Annotated in this window: 18 protein-coding genes; 11 read left to right on the top strand and 7 right to left on the bottom strand. The window is 40.6% G+C overall.

The window, feature by feature from the left end; all coding sequences use genetic code 11:
- The first annotated feature begins 10 nt into the window (after positions 1-10).
- The 6 genes from scpB (at position 11) to HMPREF1149_RS05500 (ending at position 6,847) form a co-directional block, all read left to right on the top strand.
- Positions 11-580, top strand: coding sequence for an SMC-Scp complex subunit ScpB (gene scpB / locus HMPREF1149_RS05525; RefSeq protein ID WP_000105289.1), 570 nt, complete (start codon positions 11-13; stop codon positions 578-580).
- A complete protein-coding gene (locus HMPREF1149_RS05520) occupies positions 567-1,289 on the top strand; it encodes a pseudouridine synthase (RefSeq protein ID WP_001222210.1) in 723 nt (240 codons plus the stop codon). Before scpB ends, HMPREF1149_RS05520 begins: the two co-directional genes overlap by 14 nt.
- Positions 1,289-1,528 (top strand): membrane protein insertion efficiency factor YidD, encoded by a 240-nt coding sequence (yidD, locus tag HMPREF1149_RS05515; RefSeq protein WP_000821621.1) that lies wholly within the window; start codon positions 1,289-1,291, stop codon positions 1,526-1,528. Before HMPREF1149_RS05520 ends, yidD begins: the two co-directional genes overlap by 1 nt.
- A 150-nt stretch (positions 1,529-1,678) precedes the next feature.
- Positions 1,679-4,402: an Sgo0707 family adhesin gene (locus HMPREF1149_RS05510; protein WP_000977992.1), complete on the top strand. Its 2,724-nt coding sequence runs from the start codon at positions 1,679-1,681 to the stop codon at positions 4,400-4,402.
- 53 nt (positions 4,403-4,455) lie between these two features.
- Positions 4,456-5,919: an isopeptide-forming domain-containing fimbrial protein gene (locus HMPREF1149_RS05505; RefSeq protein ID WP_000721539.1), complete on the top strand. Its 1,464-nt coding sequence runs from the start codon at positions 4,456-4,458 to the stop codon at positions 5,917-5,919.
- Between the two features lie 70 nt (positions 5,920-5,989).
- Complete coding sequence (locus HMPREF1149_RS05500; RefSeq protein ID WP_000622814.1) at positions 5,990-6,847, top strand: class C sortase; 858 nt, start codon at positions 5,990-5,992, stop codon at positions 6,845-6,847.
- A gap of 155 nt (positions 6,848-7,002) precedes the next feature.
- On the opposite strand, the gene HMPREF1149_RS05495 is transcribed toward HMPREF1149_RS05500, so the two are convergent.
- The 4 genes from HMPREF1149_RS05495 to HMPREF1149_RS05480 all read right to left on the bottom strand — a co-directional run bounded on the left by HMPREF1149_RS05495 (position 7,003) and on the right by HMPREF1149_RS05480 (position 10,726).
- Positions 7,003-7,974, bottom strand: a complete 972-nt coding sequence (locus HMPREF1149_RS05495) for a siderophore ABC transporter substrate-binding protein (RefSeq protein ID WP_000858286.1) — start codon at positions 7,972-7,974, stop codon at positions 7,003-7,005.
- Between the two features lie 97 nt (positions 7,975-8,071).
- A complete protein-coding gene (locus HMPREF1149_RS05490) occupies positions 8,072-8,824 on the bottom strand; it encodes an iron ABC transporter ATP-binding protein (RefSeq protein ID WP_000769165.1) in 753 nt (250 codons plus the stop codon).
- Positions 8,821-9,777, bottom strand: coding sequence for an iron chelate uptake ABC transporter family permease subunit (locus HMPREF1149_RS05485; RefSeq protein WP_000669698.1), 957 nt, complete (start codon positions 9,775-9,777; stop codon positions 8,821-8,823). Before HMPREF1149_RS05485 ends, HMPREF1149_RS05490 begins: the two co-directional genes overlap by 4 nt.
- Positions 9,767-10,726, bottom strand: coding sequence for an ABC transporter permease (locus HMPREF1149_RS05480; protein ID WP_000777221.1), 960 nt, complete (start codon positions 10,724-10,726; stop codon positions 9,767-9,769). The genes HMPREF1149_RS05485 and HMPREF1149_RS05480 overlap by 11 nt, the downstream gene beginning before the upstream one ends.
- A 236-nt stretch (positions 10,727-10,962) precedes the next feature.
- Between HMPREF1149_RS05480 and pepA the strand changes: the two genes are divergently transcribed.
- On the top strand, positions 10,963-12,027 hold the full coding sequence (pepA, locus tag HMPREF1149_RS05475) for a glutamyl aminopeptidase (RefSeq protein WP_000209188.1): 1,065 nt from the start codon (positions 10,963-10,965) through the stop codon (positions 12,025-12,027).
- Between the two features lie 18 nt (positions 12,028-12,045).
- On the top strand, positions 12,046-12,342 hold the full coding sequence (locus tag HMPREF1149_RS05470; protein ID WP_000840146.1) for a bacteriocin immunity protein: 297 nt from the start codon (positions 12,046-12,048) through the stop codon (positions 12,340-12,342).
- A gap of 200 nt (positions 12,343-12,542) precedes the next feature.
- Here HMPREF1149_RS05470 and HMPREF1149_RS05465 read toward each other — a convergent pair whose 3' ends face one another.
- Entirely contained in the window at positions 12,543-14,174 is a 1,632-nt protein-coding gene (locus HMPREF1149_RS05465; protein ID WP_000026667.1) for a Na/Pi cotransporter family protein, read from the bottom strand.
- 333 nt (positions 14,175-14,507) lie between these two features.
- Between HMPREF1149_RS05465 and HMPREF1149_RS05460 the strand changes: the two genes are divergently transcribed.
- Positions 14,508-18,965 carry an endo-beta-N-acetylglucosaminidase gene (locus tag HMPREF1149_RS05460; protein ID WP_000653742.1) on the top strand — a complete coding sequence of 1,486 codons (4,458 nt, stop codon included), beginning with the start codon at positions 14,508-14,510 and terminating at the stop codon, positions 18,963-18,965.
- 117 nt (positions 18,966-19,082) lie between these two features.
- On the opposite strand, the gene HMPREF1149_RS05455 is transcribed toward HMPREF1149_RS05460, so the two are convergent.
- On the bottom strand, positions 19,083-19,451 hold the full coding sequence (locus tag HMPREF1149_RS05455; protein ID WP_002879468.1) for a hypothetical protein: 369 nt from the start codon (positions 19,449-19,451) through the stop codon (positions 19,083-19,085).
- A gap of 84 nt (positions 19,452-19,535) precedes the next feature.
- Entirely contained in the window at positions 19,536-20,462 is a 927-nt protein-coding gene (locus HMPREF1149_RS05450) for a helix-turn-helix transcriptional regulator (protein WP_000764438.1), read from the bottom strand.
- Positions 20,463-20,815: 353 nt separating this feature from the next.
- Here HMPREF1149_RS05450 and HMPREF1149_RS05445 point away from each other — a divergent pair, with 353 nt between their 5' ends.
- Positions 20,816-22,018, top strand: coding sequence for a phosphoglycerate kinase (locus HMPREF1149_RS05445; RefSeq protein ID WP_001096768.1), 1,203 nt, complete (start codon positions 20,816-20,818; stop codon positions 22,016-22,018).
- Positions 22,019-22,184: 166 nt separating this feature from the next.
- On the top strand, positions 22,185-25,673 hold a 3,489-nt coding region (locus HMPREF1149_RS05440; RefSeq protein WP_000791193.1), incomplete at its 3' end, for an antigen I/II family LPXTG-anchored adhesin.

The raw sequence follows: 25,673 nt of genomic DNA, 5'->3' as shown, positions 1-25,673 counted from the left end.
GAGAGGAAAGATGAGTACTTTAGCAGAAATAGAAGCGCTCTTGTTTGTAGCAGGTGAAGATGGGATTCGGGTCCGTCAGTTGGCTGAACTCCTCTCACTGCCACCGACAGGTATCCAACAGAGTTTAGAAAAATTAGCCCAGAAATATGAAAAAGACCAAGAGTCGAGCTTGTCCCTGATCGAGACAGGTGGCGCATACAGATTGGTCACTAAGCCTCAATTTGCAGCGATTTTGAAGGAATACTCCAAGGCACCCATCAACCAAAGTTTGTCTCGGGCTGCCCTTGAGACCTTGTCCATCATTGCCTACAAGCAACCGATTACTCGAATTGAGATTGATGCTATTCGTGGGGTTAATTCTAGTGGAGCTCTAGCTAAGCTACAAGCTTTTGAATTGATAAGAGAAGATGGAAAGAAAGAAGTGTTGGGCCGCCCCAACCTCTATGTGACTACGGATTATTTCCTAGATTACATGGGAATTAACCATTTGGAAGAACTGCCAGTGATTGATGAGCTTGAGATTCAAGCCCAAGAAAGCCAATTATTTGGTGAAAGGATAGAAGAAGATGAGAATCAATAAATATATTGCCCACGCAGGTGTGGCCAGTAGGAGAAAAGCAGAAGAGTTGATCAAGCAAGGTTTGGTGACAGTTAACGGCCAAGTAGTGCGTGAACTAGCAACCACCATCAAGGCTGGTGACAAGGTCGAAGTGGAAGGCCAGCCCATCTACAACGAAGAAAAGGTTTACTATCTGCTTAACAAACCACGTGGAGTGATTTCCAGTGTGACAGATGATAAGGGTCGTAAGACTGTTGTGGACCTCTTGCCCAATGTCAAGGAACGCATTTACCCTGTGGGACGTTTGGACTGGGATACATCCGGTGTCTTGATTTTGACCAATGATGGTGACTTTACGGATGAAATGATTCACCCCCGTAATGAGATTGACAAGGTCTATGTCGCGCGTGTTAAAGGCGTGGCCAATAAGGACAATCTCCGCCCCTTGACCCGTGGTCTTGAAATTGATGGCAAGAAAACCAAGCCAGCTGTTTATGAAATTCTCAAAGTGGATCTAGTTAAAAATCGCTCTGTGGTACAGTTGACCATCCATGAAGGGCGTAACCATCAGGTTAAAAAGATGTTTGAAGCTGTCGGTCTTCAAGTGGATAAGTTATCTCGGACACGTTTTGGACACTTAGACTTGACAGGTCTTCGTCCAGGAGAATCCCGTCGCCTTAATAAAAAAGAAATCAGCCAACTACACACCATGGCTGTGACAAAAAATTAATGAAACGAATCTTAATAGCGCCAGTACGCTTTTACCAACGCTTTATCTCGCCAGCCTTTCCACCTTCTTGTCGCTTTGAGCCGACTTGTTCCAACTACATGATTCAGGCTATTGAAAAACATGGCTTCAAGGGTGTTCTGATGGGCTTGGCTCGGATTTTGCGTTGTCATCCTTGGTCGAAAATAGGAAAAGATCCTGTCCCAGACCACTTTTCCCTCAAACGGAATCAAGAAGAGTAAGTCAGTATAATCATCACCTTTTCTGTTAAAACATCTCAATATATATATAAATTTAATTTTTTACTTATATTGATTTTTAAAGTGAAATAATGTAAAATATTTAAGGATAAGCTAAATTTTTTGGACATAAAAAGGGAGGAACTCCACACTATGATGAAGAGAGTGTACAAAAAAGCTGTATTGTTTTTTATTACAATCATCAGTCTTTTATGTATAATATTTCCATTAGAGAGCTCGTCTGCTCTAACAAGGAGTAGGAATGATATCGATTTATCTAATATCAATTTATATCAGTTCGCTTTGAGACAGGAAAATATGGAAATTTTGAGTCAAAATGGCTCAGTAGTAAAGGATGTTGTGCCAGCTAATGGTAACTGGAAGAATAGTACAGTATTTTCATTAAAGGTAGATAAAACAAAGGAAAATCAGGATTTTTCAGAACCACTTGCTCTGAAGTTTACTAATGCAGGTACAGTTTATGATAAGGTTGTGGATGTATATATCACCGTTAATAGTGTGACAACACATCTTGCGTCTAAAAATGATGATTATAATAACAGCGCAAAAACAGTTGTCCCTTTTTTAACAGTGGACGAAAATTGGGGGACGAAATCAATCCAAATAATGGATTATATCTATCCTTCTCATCCTACCGTCACTCATGATATGTATCAAACTTATTGGTTCGATGCTAATGTAACAGCTGAGTTGAGATATCAGGATGGCACGCCTTGTGATTTAAAGATGGTTATGAACCCTTCTGATATTGATGTTATTAGTAGGGGTCTAAAAGAGTCATTCTCGTTATATAATATTGACAATACGATTGATAAGATAGTGGAGAATAACGCCAACAATCTTAACGAGTCTACTAGTGGGAATAAAACAACATGGTTACCTACAAACCCTGCTGGAACAAGTGGGGATTGGAATGAGCATAATATAACGGGTCTTGCAGTTCGATCAGTAGATAATAAAATGTCCTTTTCTTATGGAACAACGGCTGTGTGTGGTGGACTCTTTGGGTTCTACACTGAGGTGCCCTCTACACCGCCTACAAAAGAAGTAGATAAAAACGCTATTACACCAGTAGTTGGTCAGGAGTTGACGTATACAACTAAATACAAGATGCCGGTTCCAGGTAAGGATGTTATCGATGACCTAACTTCCATGAAGATGATTGATACTTTTGATGAACGATTAGACTATAAGAGTCTGACTGTTCAGCTTGAAGGACAGACCTTAACGGAAGGAACGGATTATACTGTAACGGTTGAGAAACAAAAGGTGACAGTTACTATTGATCAAAAACATCTAAAACGAGGCAATGGTGGCCAGAATTATACGATTACCTATAAGACGGTAACAAATGATAAAATTCTCCAAAACGGTACAGAAATTGAGAACCGTGTTACTCAAGAGATAGACAATGTTCCGTCTCACTCAAACACTGTTACGACAAAGGTTTTATATAAGAAAACGCATGAATTTATCAGTGGTACACCAGATAAAACTTTACCACAAGCCGTTCTAGATTTATTACCAGCGGATCAATTAAATATTCCAAATGGAACAACCGTGACACCGGATCAACCCAAAAATGGTATTACAAAAGTCAGCGTTCCTGAAGGTAATTGGGTCTTTAAGGGATATGATAAAAATTCTGAGGTTATCAATAACAAAGACGCTCACTTTATTGGGAAATGGGTTATTGAAGAATATACCAAACCTGTTAAAGATGTTCAAAATGATTCAGGTACAACGATTAATGGTAAAGCCGTCCAACCGGGAGATGTTTTAACCTATACTATAAAATATACCAATACAACTGATAGTGATCGTGATGTTACTATAACAGATACTATTCCAAAGCTAACAACCTATGTAGATAATTCTGCAGATAATAGTGGTGCATATGCTGATGGTAAACTTACTTGGGTAAAAAGAGTTTTGAAGGATGAGACCTTCGTAGTTACATTTAAAGTAAGAGTAAACGAGAACGTTGATGGTGAGGAAATTATCAACACTGGGCATGTGAGTGATGGATTAATGGATGTGGATACCAATCCAACTAATAATCCAACGCCTAAAAAACCTAAAAAAGATGTTGTAAATGATTCAAATATTAGTATTGATGGTGAAAAAGTTCAGTGGGGGCAGGTTCTAACTTACACAGTAACTTACCAGAACACAACTGGAGAGTCACGTGATGTTACTATAACAGATACTATTCCTAAGTACACCACTTATATTGAAGACTCGGTAGACAATGAGGGAACATTCACTAATGGTAAGATTACTTGGACAAAGAATGTTGCTAACGGCGAAATCTTCAAGGTGTCCTTTAAAGTGAAAGTTAATGATGATGCTAATGATAAATTGATTGAGAACACAGCCCAAGTAGCATCTGGAGACAATGAAGTTAAAACCAATACAACGAAAAATTCAACGCCAACTAGAACCAGTGTCAAAGTGACAAAAGTGTGGGATGATTACAATGATAAATATAAAAAACGTCCACAATCTATTGTCGTTAACCTATTAGCAGATGGTGAAGTTATTCAAACTGCGACGATTGTTGCTGATGCAAATGGAAATTGGATGCATGAATTTACTAATTTACCAGAATATACAAGTAATGACAAAAAGATAGATTATACTGTTAGTGAAGATGTAGTTAAGGGTTATGATACAACATACTCTGCTAACAATAATGGAAATATAACAATCACAAATACTGTTCAAAAGGAATATGGTTTGCCTGGAACAGGAGGTAAGGGAGTATTGTTATATATGATTGTTGGAGGAATAATGATCGTAGTTTCAGTTATTCTTTTAGTTTTACGTCGTAAGCAACACGTAAGAAAATATTAATTACGATCTGTTCTTTATAAAAAATAAAATAATTTATTTCAAGGAGAATAAACATGAAAAAAATAAAATGGGCATTAATAGGCTTTGTAGCTGTATTAATGATGATTGTTAGCAATAAGGTATTTGCTAGTGATACCTATACGGTGACCTTAAATGGAACAACAACAGGTCATACTTATGAAGTTTACCAAATCTTTAGTGGGGACTTATCGAATAGTACTCTTTCAAATATAAAATGGGGGAAGGGTGTCAGTGCAGCTGGACAAACAGCCCTTGGTGATGCCGTGGCTAAAGCTGAGAGTTTAGATGGGAAGGCTACAGATGCGACAGAAGCACAGCAATTTGCTAAAGATGTTGCATTATATCTGCAGACCCCTTCTGCAACAGTAGTAAGTACAGAGACAACAACAATCATTTCAGGTTTATCTGCAGGATACTACTTGATCAAAGATAAAGAAGGAACGCAAAATGGTACTAATGATGCGTATACTCGCTTTATTCTAGAGGTGGTTAAGAATACACAAGCAAAATTGAAATCGGATGTTCCCAAAATTGAAAAGAAAGTTCAATCAGGAGATGATTATCGTGATGCAGCTAGTTATGCAATTGGAGAGTCAGTACCTTATCAATTGACAGCTACATTGCCAAGCAATTATGAATCCTATAAAGAATACTATCTTTCATTTAATGATTCATTGTCTTCTGGTTTAACTTATAATAATGATGCGAAAGTCTATGTTGTGAATGGTTCTACTGAGCAGGAAATAACAAACAAATTTACAATTGCTGCGGATGGCTCAAGTTATGTAGTGAATGACTTGAAAACTGTGTCAGAAGATGATCGCGGTCAAACAGTAAATATTACAAAAGATTCAAAGATTGTTGTGCGTTATACAGCGAAACTTAATGAAAGTGCAGTAATTGGATCAACAGGAAATTCAAATACAGCTAGCTTAACCTATTCAAACAATCCAAATAGTACAGGTGGTGGAAGTAAGGGAGTGACACCAAAGGATAAAGTTGTTGTCTTTACTTATCAAGTCATTGTAAATAAAGTGGATCAAGATTCAAGAACTCCTCTTAAAGGAGCAGGTTTCACACTTTATAAAAAAGATTCTACTGGAGTCTACAATAAAGTAGAAGAGATAACAGCCGGCGAAACTACGACTTTTACATTTAAAGGTCTTAATGTTGGCGATTATAAACTTTCTGAGACGGTTACACCTGCTGGTTACAATACAATTGCAGACGTAGAGTTTACAATTTCTGCCGATGTGGATAAAGCGTCTGATAACCCAATTTTAAATACATTAGAGGCGACGTCAACGTCTACTAATAAACTGGTGTTTACTTCTAATATTGTCGATGGCTCATTAACCACTACAGTTGTCAATAAGAAAGGTTCAATTCTTCCTTCAACAGGTAGTGTTGGAACAACAATGCTGTATGTTATGGGTTCGCTCTTAGTGATTGGAGCAGGAATTTTACTAGCTGTAAGAAAGAAAACAAATAATTAAGATTATAAAAAGGAGATAGTTTATAATATCTATCTCCTTCATTTGATTAAAAGGGGGTGAGGTGTCCGGTATGATTTCTTTTATTAAGAGGCAATTTGTTACTATTTTGTTGATTGTCCTTTTATTAAGTGGTTTATCGTTAATATTATATCCAACATTTAGTGATATTTGGAATTCTTATCACCAGTCAGAAGCCATTGCATCCTATAAGCGTGATGTAGAAATAATAAATCAACAAGAAAAAGATAATCAACTGTCTGAAGCGGAACTGTACAATAAGCAGTTACCTATCGGTGTCAATCCTCATCTCAATCTTACCAAGGATGAGGAGGAAAGGTACAACACAACATTGGATATTACTGGTACTGGAATCATGGCTTATGTGGAAATACCAAAATTGAACACCAAGCTCCCAATTTACCATGGTACTGATGAAGCTGTGTTGGAGATAGCAATTGGACACATTGCGGGGACATCCCTTCCCATCGGAGGGGTGGGAACACATTCTGTTATTTCGGGACACCGTGGTCTCCCTTCAGCAAAACTATTTACAAATTTAAATGAGCTGGAAAATGGAGATACGTTTATGATTCATATTTTAGATAAAACTCTAATTTATGAAGTGGATCAGAGTTTAACGGTGCTTCCTGAAGATTTATCTGCTCTACAAATAGATTCTCAAAAAGATTATTGTACTCTGGTTACATGTACTCCTTATGGTGTTAATACTCATCGTTTATTGGTTAGAGGACATAGGGTATTTAAAGAAGGACTGAGTGAATCAAAAGATTCAGTAGCAGACTCTTCATTTATACGTATTTATCTAACTATAATGCTACTCATTTTTGCCTTTGTTTTAATATTTATCTATTTTAGAAAAAAGAAATATCAGCGGACTTATAGACGATCAAAAAGAGGGAGACGCTAATTTTCAAAACTACAATTAGAGATAACTATACTGTTTTTATAAGGAATTTTCTTTTGGTTCCTAATAGGAGAAGACCCCGTCCCAGACCACTTTTCCCTCAAACGAAATCAAGAAGAAAAATAAACCCAACATCACCTGATGTTGGGTTTTCTTGTTTATTTCAAAGCTTTTTGAGCGTCTTCGATCATGAGTTTAGTTGATTCAAGTCCGCCTCCGCTTAGATACCAGAGGTCTGGTGTTAGTTGGATAATTTTACCATTTTTAGCAGCAGGAGTTTCAGCGATAAGGGCATTTTCTAGGACGCCATCGTTGCTAGAGTTGTCCCCACCAATGGCAAGGGTACGGTTGATGACAAAGAGGATGTCAGGATTGATTTCTTTGACACTTTCAAAGCTGACTTCTTGTCCGTGTCGAGAGTCTTCAAATTGAGTATCAGTTGGCTTGAATTTCAAGGTTTGATACAAGAAAGAGAAACGAGATTGGGCACCAAAGGCAGCCATTTTTCCTTCATTGAGGAGAATCGCAAGGGCTTTTTTGTCAGAACTTTCGTTTTTGGTAGCGACTTCTTGGATGCTCTTGTCTAGGTTAGCCAATTCTTCCTTGGCTTTCTGTGTACCAGTTTCACCAAAGGCGCTTGCTAGGGATTCGATGTTGGCCTTGGTAGAAGTCCAGTAGTCGTCCTTACTTGCTTGGAAGAGCACGGTTGGGGCGATTTCTTTGAACTTGTCTACGAATTTTTGGGTACGTGGAGAAGCGATAATCAAATCCGGTTCAAGAGCAGCAATGGCTTCTAGGTCTGGCTCAACCATAGAACCAACATTTTTGACATTTCCTGCGAGATCTTTTAGGTAAGTCGGAACAGTTTTTGTAGGCATTCCAACGATATTCTTTTCAAAACCTAAAGCGCGAATAGTATCGGCAGCACCGAGGTCAAAGGTCACAATCTTTTCAGGAACCTTTGAAAGTTTGACCTCATCTAGTGAACTTTTAATGGTTATCTCTGTTGGAGCAGAGCTACTTGTCTCTGTCTGGCTAGTGCTTGAGTTTGTATTTGTACTACATGCACCAAGTAGGAGCAAGAAGCTAGCCACTAGGGCAGTGAGATAAAGTTTAAGGGATGTTTTCATGATTTCTCCTTTTTAAAATGTGATAACGATATAGGGGTCTCTTAGATAGGCTTGTTAGCTAAGAGACAGAGGAATCTCTAACATGAGTTCAGAATAGCTAGCTATAGATACAGATCTTTTTGCCATTGATATCCGCCAGCGTGATGGGAATCTCATAGAGTTGACTGAGCAGGTCAGCCTGCATGATTTGAGCAGTCGTTCCCTTGCAAAAGACTTGACCGTCTTTAAAGGCAACAATTTCATCCGCATACTGGCTGGCCATGTTGATATCGTGGAGGACGATGATAATGGTCTTGCCGAGTTCCTCCACCAGTCGCCGAAGGATCTGCATCATGCTGACACTTTGCTTGATATCGAGATTATTGAGCGGTTCGTCTAGCAAGATAAAGTCTGTATCTTGGGCCAGTACCATAGCGATAAAGACACGTTGCAACTGTCCACCAGACAGACTATCGATGTAGCGGTCTTTTAAGTTTGTCAGTTCCAGATAGTCCAGAGTTTCTCGGATTTTTTCCCAGTCTTCTGCCCTCAGTCGGCCACGGCTGTAGGGAAAACGTCCAAAGCTGACCAATTCTTCTACAGTCAATTTGGCTTGGTAATTGATCTTCTGCTTTAGGATAGTCAGTTCTTTGGCTAGTTCTTGCGAATTCCAACTCTCGATTTCACGGCCTTTGATGCTGAGAATTCCCTGATCCTTCTTGGTCAGTCTGCTCATGATGGAGAGAAGAGTTGATTTTCCAGCACCATTTGGACCAATGAAGGCTGTCAGTTTCTGAGGACTGACTTCAAGGGAAATGTCTTGCAAAATATCCTGTTTTTGAATGGATTTGTCAATGTTTTTCAGTTTCACCGACGCGCCCTCCTGTAAAGTAAGATAAAGAATAAGAGACCTCCAACGCTCTCAATAATCATGCTGATGCGAATTTCCAAAGCAAAGACTCGTTCGATGAGGGCTTGCCCCAAGGTTAAGCTAATAAATCCAATCAGAATGGCCACGATAAAGAGTAACTTGTGTCGATAATCTTTGACAATCAGGTAAGTGAGATTGGCCAGCATAAAGCCGAAGAAGGCCATAGGTCCTACCAAGGCAGTAGCCGTTGAGGTCAAAAGTACGATGCCCCAGAGGAGTTCTTTCTGTTCTTTTTCGACATCGAGCCCCAATATCTGAGCTGTTTCTCTTTGCAGGTGCAAGACATCTAGAATGACTGCTTTTCGAAAGAAAAAGATTGTCAAAGCAAGGATGATTAGAGAACCGATGGCTAGGATGGAAGTATTGAGATGCTGAAAAGAGGCAAAGAGACTGTTCTGCAGTTTATCGTATTCATTTGGATCCATCAGGACTTGGAGGAAGGTACTGATATTTCGAAAGAGACTTCCGAGTGCTAGACAGATTAGTAGGATGAAGACCAGGTCTTGTTTCATCAGTGTCTTCAAGTAGCCTTGTAAGGCAAGAAAGAAGAGGGATTGGACAAGAAGTAAGATTAAAAATTCTAAGATAGGAGACTTTTCAAACTGAAGAAATTTGCTCTCAAAAACCAGTAGCAGGGTTTGTAGCAAGACATAGAAGGATTCGATTCCCAAAATACTTGGCGTCAGGAAGCGATTTTCCGTCAGGGTTTGAAAACTAATGGTCGAAATCCCTGTTGCGATAGCTACCAAGAGATAAACGATAATCTTTTGAGAACGAAGTTTCCAAGCAAAGACAGATAGGTGACTAATAGGCCAAAAGTAGAGGAGACAAGCTCCGATGGCCAGAATAATGAGAAGGCAGAAGAGCCTGGTATGTTTGCTTTTAAACTTCATCCTTTTGTCCCCCTCTCCAGAGAAGTAGGATAAAGACGAGACTACCGATGATTCCTAGTAGGAGACTGACAGACAGCTCATAGGGCCGAATCAAGACTCGAGAGAGGATGTCGCAGGCAAGAACCAGATTGGCGCCGACCAGAGCGACCATGAGTTTGGTTTGGCTCAGATTATCTCCATAGCGCTTGCGGACCAGATTGGGAACGATGACCCCAAGAAATGGCAAGGCACCCACGGTAATCATGGTGACACTTGTCGTTAGCGCCACTAGAAAGAGGGCCAGCTTTTCAAGTAGGGAGTAAGAAATCCCCAAACTCTCGCTAGCTTCTTTGCCCAGATTCATGATGGTAAAGGTTTGGGATAATTTCCAAACGGCTATCAGGATAATGAGGCCTAAGAAGAGCCACTCATACTGATGAGTCTGAATCATGGAGAAGGAGCCCTGGGTCCAAGCAGTCATACTCTGAACCAGATTGAAACGATAGGCGATAACTTCTGTGACAGAACCGATAATCCCGCTATAGATGATCCCAATCAGAGGCAACATCCACCTTTCCTTTATTGAAAAAATAGTCATAAAGGCCAGGAAGAAGAGAGTAAATAAGATGGATGAGCCCAAAGCGAAGAGCATCTTTTGGGTCAGACTCGCAGACGGAAAGACGAAGAGGCTCAACACCATTCCCAGTTTGGCGGCTTCAGTCGTTCCAACTGTGCTTGGTGCAGCAAACTGATTTTGGGTGATAGTCTGCATGAGGAGTCCCGCCATGCTCATACTAGAGGCTGCAAGGAGAATACTGATGGTTCTTGGAAGACGCGATTCTTGAAAAAGAAGCCAAGTCTGCTGGTCAAAAGCAAAGAATTTTTCCCAAGAAAAATCACTGGTTCCTATGGTGATGGATAGAAAGACTAGGAGTAGAAGTAAGCCTGTTAAAATATGAGAGAGTTTCATACCCCGTCCTTTCGTGTAGATTTGGTACCGAAAGGTACCTGCGGATATAAATGTAACATGATTTCTTTAATCTGTCAATAAATTTTCTGACAATTTAATGTAAAAAGAAAGAAAAATTCCTGAAATAATATCTGCTCCTCTATTTTATAGGATAAACTAGTAAAAACCAATCCAACTTCCCACTATCCTTCTCCTATAAAAAGTGGTAAAATGGAGGACAGAAAGAAGGAACTGATATGACAACATTATTTTCAAAAATCAAAGAAGTAACAGAGCTTGCTGCGATCTCAGGTCATGAAGCACCTGTCCGGACTTATCTTCGTGAGAAGTTGACTCCGCATGTGGATGAAGTAGTGACAGATGGCTTGGGTGGTATTTTTGGTATCAAGCATTCAGAAGTTGCGGATGCGCCACGCGTTTTGGTCGCTTCTCACATGGACGAAGTTGGTTTTATGGTCAGCGAGATTAAGCCAGACGGAACCTTCCGTGTCGTTGAAATCGGTGGTTGGAATCCAATGGTAGTCAGCAGCCAACGTTTCAAACTCTTTACTCGTGACGGTCGTGAAATTCCTGTAATCTCAGGTTCTGTTCCTCCACATTTGACACGTGGAAAGGGCGGACCAACTATGCCTGCTATTTCGGATATTGTCTTTGATGGTGGTTTTGCAGACAAGGCTGAGGCAGAAAGTTTTGGAATCCGTCCAGGTGACACCATTGTCCCTGATAGCTCTGCTATCTTGACAGCCAATGAAAAAAATATCATTTCGAAAGCTTGGGATAACCGCTACGGTGTTCTCATGGTAAGCGAGCTTGCAGAAGCCCTTTCAGGTCAAAAACTCGGAAATGAACTCTATCTTGGCTCCAATGTCCAAGAAGAGGTTGGTCTTCGTGGCGCTCATACTTCTACAACTAAGTTTGATCCAGAAGTTTTCCTTGCTGTGGATTGCTCACCTGCTGGTGATGTCTATGGTGGCCAAGGTAAGATTGGGGATGGAACCTTGATTCGCTTCTACGATCCAGGTCATTTGCTTCTTCCGGGGATGAAGGATTTCCTTTTGACAACGGCTGAAGAAGCTGGCATCAAGTACCAATACTACTGTGGAAAAGGCGGAACGGACGCTGGAGCAGCTCATCTGAAAAATGGTGGTGTCCCATCTACAACTATCGGTGTCTGTGCCCGTTATATCCACTCTCACCAAACCCTCTACGCGATGGATGACTTCCTAGAAGCCCAAGCTTTCTTGCAAGCCTTGGTGAAAAAACTGGATCGTTCAACGGTTGATTTGATTAAACATTATTAAACATAAGGGAGGTGCCGGATGGCAGAACCAAACCTAGAAAGCCTTATAAGAGATCTCTATAACCATGCCCGTCAGGGCTTGAGTGAAGATTTAGTTGCTGCTCTCCTAGAGACTGCTAAAAAACTACCTACTACAAATGAGCAATTACTAGCAGTCCGTCTCTCAGGACTGGTCACCCGTGAATTGCTCATCAATCCCAAACACCCAGCACCTGAGTTGATCAACTTGGCTCGCTTTATCAAAAGAGAAGAAGCTAAGTACAGAGGAACCGCGGTTTCTGCTATTATGTTTGGTGAACTCTTTAAAATGCTTTGATTCCATTGAGAATCAAAGCATTTTTTATATGTCAGAAAAAACATTTTTGATGAGGAAATGAAAAAGCCATCCCATTCAGGATAGCTTCTTGGTACTTATACTCAATGAAAATCAAAGAGCAAACTAGGAAACTAACCGCAGGCTGTACTTGAGTACGGCAAGGCGACGTTGACGTGGTTTGAAGAGATTTTCGAAGAGTATTAGATTTGTTCAGCAATGACCTTTTCGGCTAGGTTCATAGCATGGTCAGACACACGAGTGTAGTGGGAAATGATGTCGATAAAGTTGACTCCAGCTTGTGTAGAACACTCACCCTTGTTAAGGCGTTTGATGTGGGTCTTTCTGAGAACGCGTTCCATATTGTTGATTTCTTTATGGCGTTCAACCAGACTTTGAGCTTTTTCAATATCATTGTTTTCCACACTATCAAGGGCATCCTTGATAAAGTCAGTAGTTTTTTGATAGATATCCGCCAATTCCTGCAAAGCAGCACCAGAGAATTGAACATTCTTACGTTGGAGGTAGTCGGTTAGGTTGAGCAAGCCTTCTGCGTGGTCCCCAATCCGTTCCAAATCACGAGATGAATCCAGGATGTTGGTCAAGACTTCGCTTTCCTTTTGACTCAAGGATTCGCTTGAGAGTCTGATGAGGTAACGAGTGAGTTTTTCATCGATAGTATTGATGGCTTCCTCTGTCTTGTGCCCTTTTTCAGCTACCTTTGCATCCAAACCGATGATATAGGTATAAGAAAGGTCAAAAGCTTTGGCTGCATAGTTCCCCAAGTGCAAGAGTTCTTTTTTGGCATTTCCTAGGGCAATAGAAGGAGATTGCTGGATAAGTTGTTCGTCGAGATAAAGAGGCTCGTACTTAACAACTTCGTCTTCGCCAGGGATAATCTTGGTTACAAAGTAGGCCAAGGCTCCGATGAATGGAAATTGTACAATGGTATTGCTTACGTTAAAGGCACCGTGAGAGAAGGCGATGGTCATCTCAGGTGAGAGATGAAGTAAAGCTTGGAAATACTCAATCATAGCAGTGAAGGGGCCTAACAAGATTAAGCAAAGGATGGTTCCTAAAACGTTAAAGGTAACGTGAGTTGCCGCAACACGTTTAGCGGAGATGTTAGCTCCAGCAGCTGCTAGGATAACGGTTAGGGTTGTCCCGATATTATCTCCGAAGAGAACTGGTAGCGAACCTTTAAGGTCAAGGAACCCACCTGCATAGAGGCCTTGCAAAATCCCGATTGTAGCCGAGGAAGCCTGGATGAGGACGGTAATCACTGCACCAGCTACTACTCCTAAAATAGGATTTTGTCCCAAGGTTACCATATATTCCTTGAATTGTGGTAAATCTTTAAGCGGACTCATACCGGCACTGATGAGGTTAAGGGCGTAAAAGATTCCCCCGACACCAAACAGGATGCGCCCGATATTGTTTGCTGTTCTGTTTTTTGTAAAGAAGAGGAACATGGTTCCAAGGAAAATCAAGGGTAAAGCATACTCACCAAGCTTGAAACCGATGATAAAGGAAGTAACGGTGGTTCCGATGTTAGCTCCCATGATAATTCCGATAGCCTGTCTAAGAGTGAGAAGACTAGCGCTGACTAGCCCAACCGTGATAACTGTGACCCCTGTACTTGACTGAATCAGGGCAGTCACGACAATCCCGACTAGAACACCTAAAAAGGGATTGCTAGTGTACTTGTCAATGTAAAAACGAAGGCGATCTCCAGCAGCTTGTTGCAAACCGTCTCCCATGGTCTTGATACTGTATAAAAACAGTCCTAGACCTCCTAAAAAGTGAAATAAAATTTCCTGCCAATTAATGGACATTTCTTTTTCCTCCGGAAAATAATAACGGAATTTCTCCTATTCTATTTTAAAGGATAAAAGTAAATCTCACAAGTGTTTAGCTGAAATTTTCATAAGAAACAAGAACTTTCTTTTAAAATGAGAGATAGATTCCCTTTGAGATAGATGATTTATAGGATTATGTCCAAATTTTACTGATTATTATCCTAGTTATAGTTTTTATGTTAAATAGATTGACATCGCTTTCGTATAGGATAAAATGAAGATGATCCTGTTCTGGTGGTGTGCACAGAGAACAGTTACTTTTTATCAAAAAAGTGAAGCGCTTACTTTATATTTTATTAGGAGGATAAGATGAAAGATCTATTTTTTGAAAAACGTTGCCGTTACAGTATTCGTAAGCTGTCAATCGGGGCTTGTTCCTTGATGATTGGTTCAGCTCTGTTTGCAAGCCCAGCTCTTGCTGAACAGGTCGCTGTCCCTGAAACAGCTACTAATACGAGCGTTCAAGCTACAAGTACTAATGAGACAACTAATCCAGACACTGCAGCTATCGAAAAACAATTATCGGAAACAGAGAACAAAGTAGCTGAGCAACCAATTTCGGAAAACACTCCAGCAATAACGGATTTGGTTAATGAAAAAGAAGAAGCAAAGCCAACTCCGACAGATAAAGCTGAAAAACCTATTCAACCAACTGAAAAAGAAGAAGTCAAACCAGAGGAAGCTCCTCAAGTGGCTGAGAAGAAAGCCGACAAACCGACTCTAGCAGACGTTCCTAAAAATGAAGAAAAGAGTCTCCGACCAAAAGAAATCAAATTTGATACATGGGAAGATTTGTTGAAATGGGAACCGGGTGCGCGTGAGGATGATCCCATTAACCGTTCCTCAGTTGAACTCGCCAAGCGCCATAGAGGTCAGTTGGTCAATGAAAAAGCAAGCAGAAGAGCCAAGGTTCAGGCGCTGGCAAATACCAACTCGAAAGCTAAAGACCACGCTTCTGTTGGTGGAGAAGAATTCAAGGCCTATGCTTTTGACTACTGGCAATACTTGGATTCAATGGTCTTCTGGGAAGGCCTAGTCCCTACTCCAGATGTCATTGATGCCGGTCACCGCAACGGAGTTCCCGTTTATGGAACACTCTTTTTCAACTGGTCAAACAGCATTGCTGACCAAGAGAAATTTGCAGCTGCCTTGAAACAAGACGCAGATGGCACCTTCCCTATCGCACGAAAACTTGTCGATCTTGCTAAGTATTACGGATTTGATGGCTATTTCATCAATCAGGAAACAACGGGTGAATTGGTAGAACCTCTTGGTGAAAAAATGCGCCAATTCATGCTCTATACAAAGGAATATGCAGCTAAGGTCAACCACCCAATCAAGTATGCTTGGTACGATGCCATGACCTACAAATACGGTCGTTACCACGAAGATGGCCTAGGTGATTACAACTACCAGTTCATGCAAAAAGAAGGAGACAAGGTACCTGCAGATCAATTTTTTGCCAATTTCAACTGGAACAAGGAAAAGAATGACCACTCCGTAGAGATGGCAAAATGGCTAGAACGTAGCCAGTATGATGTCTTTGCAGGCTTGGAATTGCAACAAGGTGGCTCTTATAAGACCAAAGTCAAATGGGATGCCCTCTTAGATGAAAAAGGCAAGTTGCGTTTGTCACTTGGACTTTTTGCACCAGATACGATTACCAGTCTAGGAAAAACAGGTGAAGACTACCACAAGAACGAAGACATCTTCTTTACAGGTTACCAAGGAGATCCAACGGCTCAAAAACCAGCAGATAAAGAGTGGTATGGGATTGCCAATTTAGTTGCTGACCGCACACCAGCAGTTGGCCGAACCTTCACGACCTCCTTTAATACAGGTCATGGTAGAAAATGGTTTGTAGACGGTAAAGTTTCTAAGGATTCTGAGTGGAACTACCGTTCTGTTTCAGGTGTCTTGCCAACTTGGCGCTGGTGGCAGACTTCAACGGGGGAAAAACTTCGTGCAGAATACGACTTTACAGATGCCTACAATGGCGGTAATTCTCTTAAATTCTCAGGTGATGTTGCTGGTAAGACGGACCAGGATGTGAATTTGTATTCTACCAAATTAGAAGTAACTGAGAAAACCAAACTTCGTGTTGCCCACAAGGGAGGAAAAGGCTCTAAAGTTTATATGGCTTTCTCTACAACACCAGACTACAAATTTGAGGATGCAGCCGCATGGAAAGAGCTAACACTTTCTGATAACTGGAAGAATGAAGAATTTGACCTTAGCTCACTAGCAGGTAAAACCATCTATGCAGTTAAACTCTTCTTCGAACATGAAGGTGCTGTAAAAGATTATCAGTTCAACCTAGGACAATTAACTATCACGGACAATCACCAAGCACCGCAAGCTCCAACAGGCCTTTCTGTGGTGAAACAATCTCTTAAAAATGCCCAAGAAGCTGAAGCAGTGGTTCAATTTTCGGGTAATCAAGATGCGGATTTCTATGAAGTCTACGAAAAAGACGGTGATAACTGGCGTTTGTTGACAGGTTCATCTGCTTCAACCATCTACTTGCCAAAAGTTAGCCGTTCTGCTAATGCGACTGGTACGACTCAGGAACTGAAAGTCGTTGCAGTTGGTAAAAATGGCCTCCGTTCCGAAGCTGCGACGGCATCCTTTAACTGGGGGATGACAGTTCAGGATACGACTCTTCCAAGACCTTTAGCTGAAAATATCGTTCCAGGTGCAAAGGTTATCGATAGCACTTTCCCAAATACTGAAGGTGGAGAAGGTATCGAAGGCATGTTGAACGGTACCATTACTAGCTTGTCAGATAAGTGGTCTTCAGCTCAGTTGAGCGGTAGTGTGGATATTCGCTTGACCAAGCCACGTACCGTTGTTAGATGGGTCATGGATCATGCGGGAGCTGGTGGTGAGTCTGTCAACGATGGTTTGATGAACACCAAAGACTTTGACCTTTATTATAAAGATGCAGATGGTGAATGGAAGTTAGCTAAGGAAGTCCGTGGCAACAAAGCACACGTTACGGATATCACTCTTGACAAACCAATCACTGCTCAAGACTGGCGTCTAAAAGTTATCACTTCAGATAACGGGACACCTTGGAAGGCCATTCGTATCTACAACTGGAAGATGTACGAAATCTTGGATACAGAAAGCCAAAATATTCCAATGGCTAAGGTAGCCGCTCGTTCACTTGGAAACCATCAAGTTCAACTCGGCTTCTCTGATGTTCCAGCGGGTGCAACTATCACCGTTTACGACAAGGCAGATTCACAAACGCCAATTGCAACTTTGAAGTCTGAAAATGGTGGCGACCTAGCAACAGCACCATTGGCCTTTGACAAGCAACCAAATCTACTCTATTATCGTACCCAACTACCTGGTAAAGAAATCAGTAACACATTGGCAGTAGCGATTCCGCAGGATGAAAGAAAAATTGCTGCAGTTAGCCTTGAAAAAGGGCCTAAGAAGACAGTTTACAAAGAGGGAGAAAAACTTGACCTCAGAGGCGGAACCCTCCGTGTTCAGTACGAAGGGGGACAAGCTGATGAGCTGATTAACCTTACTCACTCAGGTGTGACAGTATCTGGCTACGACGCTCATCAAAAAGGGGAACAAAAGCTCACAGTTAGCTATCTTGGACTTCCAGTTACTGGTGACTTAAAGGTACAAGTGACAGGTCAAGATGAAGGAAAACCGAAAGAAGTAGCAGGTTTGTACATTACTCAGAAACCGAAAACAGACTATCTAGTAGGAGAGCAACTGGATCTTGCAGAAGGTCGCTTCGGCGTTCTCTATGATGATGAGACAGAAGAAAGTCATGCCTTCACAGATCAAGGTGTTGAAATTACGGGCTACGATGCTCAAAAGACTGGTCGTCAGACCTTGACCTTGCATTACAAGGGGCACACCGCTGAGTTTGATGTCTTGGTTTCTCCAAAAGCAGCTGTCAACGATGAGTACCTCAAACAAGAAATCACTGCTGCCCAAGGTCGTCAGTCAACCCTTGCCTACACCTTCTCAAGTGAGGACAAACAAGCAGCACTAGTAGAGAAGCTCACTGCAGCGAAAGCTGTAGCAGAAAACCACAATGCTAGCCAAGAAGAAGTCAACCGGGCTTTGAATGAGTTGAAACAAGCAGGGACGGATTTGGATGGAAATCAACGTTACCAAACTGCTAGAGAAGAATTGGAAGGTTTGCTCGAATCCGTCCGTGAAAAAGATTCTCAAGCTGAGTTGATTGAACAAGCAGAAACTTTATTAGCTTCAGAGATGCCAACTCCACAAGCTTTTGCGGACATGAAAGAAAAGCTAAATAAGAAACTAGCTCCTGCAGAAGAAAGCCATCATGTTGGAAGTATGGATCCAAATGAAGTGGCCCCAACGGTTGAGGCCCTCCCTGAACTAGTTATTGAAACTGAAACAACAGCCTTTGAACGTCAGGAGCGACCAAACGCCGCCCATCTCAAAGGACAACGCCGTGTTGTGCAAGCTGGAGTGGAAGGTCAAGTTCGTCGCTTTGTAGAAGTCGATGGTCAGGGCAAACGCACCCTTCATTCAACTGAGGTTGTTAAGGAAGCAATCCCAGAAATTGTTGAAGTAGGAACGAAAGAAGAGCAAGTCTCACAAACGAGGGATCAAGCTCTTTCAGCAGCACCAGCAAAAGTTGAAGAAGTAAGTAAAGAGCTTCCAAATACAGGAGCGACAAGAGATGCTAGTCTAGTAGCGCTGGGACTCCTCGGAGTAATGAGTGGCTACGGCTTGCTTGCTAGAAAGAAGAGAGAAGACTAATCGGATTTACGAATCTTGGATTTTCTCATAAAAATAAAAAACAAGGTTTGACTGTAGATTAGTCAGGCCTTGTTTTTAGTTTTGAAATTGAAGAGTAAATTTGAAGCTAGATTTTTGTTATTCAATTCCTTGGATAAATTTTTGGAAACGATAGGTGTCGAAATAAATATTGGATGCAACTAATTTATCAAATTCATCGAATTTCAGAAATTCTGCGACATCCAGCTCTAGTTCTTTTCCTTGAGGAGAATGTAGACGGTATCGATTTAAAGCTGAGACTGTTCGACCATCAACAAGTAATTGCTTCACTTCAAGATGCTGGCTCAAAGCATAGAATTGGCCTGCGCCTTGCAAATAAACATCACGTCCTTGTCGAATTTCTATACTATCGCACATGCCATAATCAAAGTTTTCAGCTACGAAATCTTCCCAGCCTCCCTCATTTACTGCTGTAAAATAGCTTTCTGCAAGTGTTTTTGTATCCATTTGGAACCTCCTGTAAAATAATTGGGCTATGATGAATATCACGAAATATTTTGCCCACTTAAGAGTATACAAAAGGAAATATGACTACAGGTTGTCATATTGCTGAAGATTTTTTTTGAGAGTACTGACCAGTAGATTTTGTAAGTGACTTGGAGATACGACCTTTACTTGATAACCAAAGCTTAAGAGTAAATCAAAAAATGCAGGAGTTAAATCTCTGAATGCCTGAACTTTTATTATTTCGTCCTCGACTCTGATTTCTTCTTCCGTGAAGTGATCGTAGATTTTTGGGAGTGCAAATCTTGTAAAAACTAGTTCGATTTCTTCTCCTTGCCCCTCCACTTTATGTTTTGGGGGATTTAAAAAAAGCTCTAACTTTTCTTGAGATAAACGTGGATAATCGAATGGTTTATCTTTTATCTCCACTAGTTCTAGTTCACGAATTCGAGTTAATTTAAAAATACGAAAATCTAATTTTTCTAAGCAGTAACCGATAACATACCAAGCATTCAGTTTATAGATCAATCTGTATGGGATAATGGTTCGCTGACTTTTCTCTTGTTTTTTCGAATAGTAAGAAAAAGAAATCATCTGTTCAGTTTGTATCGCTTCCTCAATTTCTAGTAAAAAATTTGTATTAAGAGTCCAGGAACTGAGATCAAAGTAAAAAGGACTGTTTGCTCTTGTAATTTCTTGAGAAGACAGCTTGTGTTCGATACTGTCAAGACTTGAATGACCAACGATTTTACTAACATTTTGGCTCATATTAATGATAAACTGTCTCTCTTCCTCAGTGAAAAAGTTCCTGTCTATCTTATAGTCGCTTAGTATATAGAAACCTCCCTTATCTCCGCGTTCTGAATAGATTGGGATCCCCGCTAAACTGAGCGTATCCATGTCTCTATATACAGTTCGAGTAGATATTTCAAACCTCTCTGCAATCTCTTTAGCTGTTATTTTCTTCTTATTTAAAAGAGACAGTAAAATATAGATTAGTCTTTCTAATTTCATGGTAGCAATTCCCCTTCTTTTAATATCAAATAGCACAAACTGAAGAAACTATTTTAGTTATATTGTATAATAAGAAACCTAGCAATTCAAAAAGAAGGACTGTAGAGTTTAGAATATTAAGGATTAAAGTGTTAGAAAAAGAATAGTATAGAAGTAATTAGGCAGATCAATCAAGAAATTTACCTAAATTATTCCAACCGAATTATGTGAAAATTGCCATTTCCCGTACGGTAATCCTAGGTTTTTAGGTTAATAGATAGAAGAATGAACAAGAAAAGTTTAGGGTTTTTCTATCTCTTTTGCGGATTTTGTGATATAATTAACACGTATAAAAAAAGAAGGAGTCATATCTAATGGCAAAATTGACTGTTAAAGACGTTGACTTGAAAGGGAAAAAAGTTCTCGTTCGTGTTGACTTCAACGTACCTGTTAAAGATGGCGTGATTACCAATGACAACCGTATCACTGCAGCTCTTCCAACTATCAAGTACATCCTTGAACAAGGTGGACGTGCAATCCTCTTCTCTCACCTTGGACGTGTAAAAGAAGAAGCAGACAAAGAAGGTAAATCACTTGCTCCTGTAGCTGCTGACTTGGCTGCTAAATTGGGACAAGAAGTTAAATTTATCCCAGGTGTTACACGTGGTGCTGAATTGGAAGCAGCAATCAACGCTCTTGAAGATGGACGACAAGTTCTCTTGGTTGAAAACACTCGTTTCGAAGATGTTGACGGCAAGAAAGAATCTAAAAATGATCCTGAACTTGGTAAATATTGGGCATCACTTGGAGATGGTATCTTCGTAAACGATGCATTCGGTACAGCTCACCGTGCACACGCATCTAACGTTGGTATCTCAGCAAACGTTGAAAAAGCTGTTGCTGGTTTCCTTCTTGAAAACGAAATTGCTTACATCAAAGAAGCAGTTGAAGCTCCAGAACGCCCATTCGTAGCCATCCTTGGTGGTTCAAAAGTATCAGACAAGATCGGTGTTATCGAAAACTTGCTTGAAAAAGCTGATAAAGTTCTTATCGGTGGTGGGATGACTTACACATTCTACAAAGCACAAGGTATCGAAATCGGTAACTCACTTGTAGAAGAAGACAAATTGGATGTTGCGAAAGCTCTTCTTGAAAAAGCAAACGGCAAATTGATCTTGCCAGTTGACTCAAAAGAAGCAAACGCATTTGCTGACTACACTGAAGTGAAAGACACTGAAGGTGAAGCAGTAGACCCAGGTTTCCTTGGTTTGGATATCGGTCCAAAATCAATTGCTAAATTTGATCAAGAGTTAACTGGTGCGAAGACAGTTGTATGGAACGGACCAATGGGTGTATTTGAAAACCCAGACTTCCAAGCTGGTACAATCGGTGTCATGGACGCTATCGTGAAACAACCAGGCGTGAAATCAATCATCGGTGGTGGTGACTCAGCTGCCGCAGCAATCAACCTTGGTCGTGCAGACAAGTTCTCATGGATCTCTACTGGTGGTGGAGCATCAATGGAACTCCTCGAAGGTAAAGTTCTTCCAGGTCTTGCAGCCTTGTCTGAAAAATAAATAGTTTATCTGAAAGAAGATGGTTTAACCATCTTCTTTTTAATTTCATTTATAAATATGTTAGATTTATCGATAAATGAAGGGGGGAGAGTAAATGTTTGCATCCCGCATCATAAAATGCTACTATAGATGGTAGATGATTAATTTAGATAAGAAAGGGATTAGAATGAAAAATAAAAAAGAAGTCTATGGATTTCGTAAAAGCAAGGTTGCCAAAACTTTGTGTGGTGCTGTTTTAGGAACTGCTTTGATTGCTTTCGCAGACAAAGCAGTATTTGCTGATGAAGTCACAGAGACAACTAGTACAAGTACAGTTGAGGTGGCTACTACAGGAAACCCAGCCACAAATCTACCTGAAGCTCAGGGTGAAATGAGCCAAGTTGCCAAAGAGAGCCAAGCTAAGGCTGGTTCTAAAGACTCAGCTTTGCCAGTAGAAGTATCATCAGCTGATTTGGATAAAACAGTTGCCGATGCAAAATCTGCAGGAGTTAAGGTAGCTCAAGATGAAACAAAAGACAAAGGAACAGCTACAACTGCTACAGAAAATGCTCAAAAACAAGATGAGATCAAAAGTGACTATGCTAAACAAGCAGAAGAAATAAAGAAGACAACTGAAGAATATAAAAAAGAAGTCGCAGCTCATCAGGCTGAAACAGATAAAATCAATGCTGAAAACAAAGCAGCGGATGACAAGTATCAAAAAGATCTAAAAAATCATCAAGAAGAAGTTGAAAAAATCAACATTGCCAATGCAACAGCTAAAGCAGAATATGAGGCTAAGCTAGCACAATATCAAAAAGATTTAGCAACTGTCAAAAAAGCAAACGAAGATAGTCAACAGGACTATCAAAATAAACTTTCAGCTTACCAGACGGAATTAGCTCGAGTACAAAAAGCTAATGCGGAAGCTAAAGAGGCTTATGATAAAGCAGTAAAAGAAAACACTGCAAAGAATGCAGCGCTTCAAGCCGAAAATGAAGCGATTAAACAACGTAATGAAACTGCAAAAGCAACTTATGAAGCGGCGATGAAGCAGTATGAAGCAGATCTTGCAGCTGTTAAGAAAGCTAAGGCGGATAATGATGCTGATTATCAAGCTAAATTAGCAGCTTACCAGACAGAATTGGCTCGAGTACAAAAAGCTAATGCTGAAGCTAAAGCAGCCTATGAAAAAGCTGTTGAAGAAAACACAGCTAAAAACACAGCAATTCAAGCTGAAAATGAAGCGATTAAGCAACGTAACGCTACTGCAAAAGCGACTTATGACGCAGCGGTGAAGAAATACGAAGCAGATTTAGCAACAGTCAAACAAGCAAACGAAGCAAACGAAACAGACTACCAAGCTAAGCTGGCCAAATACCAGACGGAATTAGCTCGCGTTCAAAAAGCTAATGCCGATGCAAAAGCAGCCTATGAAAAGGCTGTTGAAGACAACAAGGCAAAAAATGCAGCGCTCCAAGCTGAAAACGAAGAAATCAAGCAGCGGAATGCCGCCGCAAAAGCTGAATACGAAGCTAAAGTTGCGAAATATGAAGCAGATCTTGCCAAGTATAAGAAAGATGTAGATGAGTATCCACAGAAACTCAAAGAGTACAATGAAGAGCAGGCAAAAATTAAGGCTGCATTGGTAGAACTTGAAAATAATAAAGACAAGGACGGGTACTTGTCTAAGCCATCTGCTCAAAGTTTGGTGTATGATTCTGAGCCAGATGCTAAATTATCTTTGACAACAGAGGGTGGCACACTTCTCAAATCCTCTGTAGTTGATGAAGCTTTTAGTAAAAGTACATCGAAAGCCAAATATGATCAAAAAATCTTACAGCTAGATGACTTAGATATTAGAGGGTTAGAGAAAGCTGATTCAGCTACTTCAACTGTTGAGTTGTATGGAAATATTGGGACTAAATCAACCTGGACTACCAACGTGGGGAATAATACGGAGGTGAAATGGGGCTCAGTACTTTTGAAACGTGGCCAAAGCGTAACTGCGACTTATACTAACCTTCAAAAAACGTACTACAATGGTAAGAAAGTTTCCAAGATAGTCTATAAGTATACTATAGATAAAGATTCGAGATTTAAAAATCCTAGTGGAAATGTATGGTTGGGAATTTTTAGTGACCCAACGCTAGGAGTTTTTGCGTCGGCATACACAGGTAACACAGAGCAGAATACATCAATTTTTGTAAAGAATGAATTCACCTTTTATGATGAAAATGACCAACCAATTAATTTTGACAATGCCCTTCTTTCAGTAGCATCTCTAAATAGAGAAAATAATTCTATTGAGATGGCCAAGGATTACACTGGTAACTTTATTAAAATTTCTGGTTCCTCTGTTGGAGAAAAAGACGGAAAGATTTATGCTACTGAAACCTTGAACTTTAAACAAGGCCAAGGTGGATCTCGTTGGACTATGTATCCAAATGGTCAACCTGGTTCAGGTTGGGATTCATCAGATGCTCCAAACTCTTGGTACGGTGCAGGAGCAATTAGCATGTCTGGTTCAACTAACCGTGTTACTGTCGGTGCCATTTCAGCTACTTTAGTAGTTCCTTCTGATCCAGTTATGGCGGTTGATACAGGTAAAAGACCAAACATCTGGTACTCACTCAATGGTAAGATTCGTGCCGTTAACGTTCCGAAAATTACAAAAGAAAAACCAACTCCACCGGTAGCACCAACTGCACCACAAGCTCCTACTTATGAGACAGAGAAACCATTGGAACCAGCTCCAGTAGCACCAAGCTATGAAAATGAGCCAACACCACCGGTAAAAACTCCAGATCAACCGGAGCCATCAAAACCAGAAGAGCCAACATATGAGACAGAGAAACCATTGGAACCAGCTCCAGTAGCACCAAACTACGAAAATGAGCCAACACCACCAGTTAAGACTCCAGATCAACCAGAGCCATCAAAACCAGAAGAGCCAAATTATGATCCATTGCCAACTCCGCCTGTAGCACCAACTCCTAAGCAGTTGCCAACACCACCAGCGGTGCCAACAGTTCACTTCCATTACAATCGTCTATTTGCACAACCTCAGATTAATAAAGAAATTAAAAACGAGGATGGAGTAGATATCGATCGTACTCTAGTTGCTAAGCAGTCTGTAGTGAAGTTTGAGTTGAAAACAGAAGCGTTGACAGCTGGTCGTCCAAAAACAACTTCGTTTGTATTGGTAGATCTACTTCCAACTGGCTATCAGTTTGATTTGGAAGCGACCAAGGCTGCAAGCAAAGGTTTTGAAACAAGCTATGACAAAGCTAGTCACACTGTAACCTTTAAGGCTACTGATGAGACATTGGCAACATACAATGCTGATTTAACTAAACCTGTTGAAACTCTTTATCCAACGGTTGTTGGTCGTGTCTTGAATGATGGGGCAACTTATACAAATAACTTTACATTGACAGTTAACGATGCCTACGGTGTTAAGTCAAATATTGTTCGTGTAACGACTCCAGGTAAACCAAATGATCCTGACAATCCAAACAACAACTACATCAAGCCTTTGAAAGTTAACAAGAACAAGCAAGGTGTGAATATTGATGGCAAAGAAGTTCTAGCTGGTTCAACGAACTACTATGAACTCACATGGGATTTGGACCAATACAAGGGAGATAAATCTTCTAAAGAAGCGATTCAAAAT

The organism is Streptococcus sp. BS35b (genome assembly GCF_000286475.1).
Taxonomy (GTDB): Bacteria; Bacillota; Bacilli; order Lactobacillales; family Streptococcaceae; genus Streptococcus; species Streptococcus oralis_W.
Note: the sequence above shows the minus strand (reverse complement) of the source record. Positions and strands in the feature narration are given on the sequence as shown.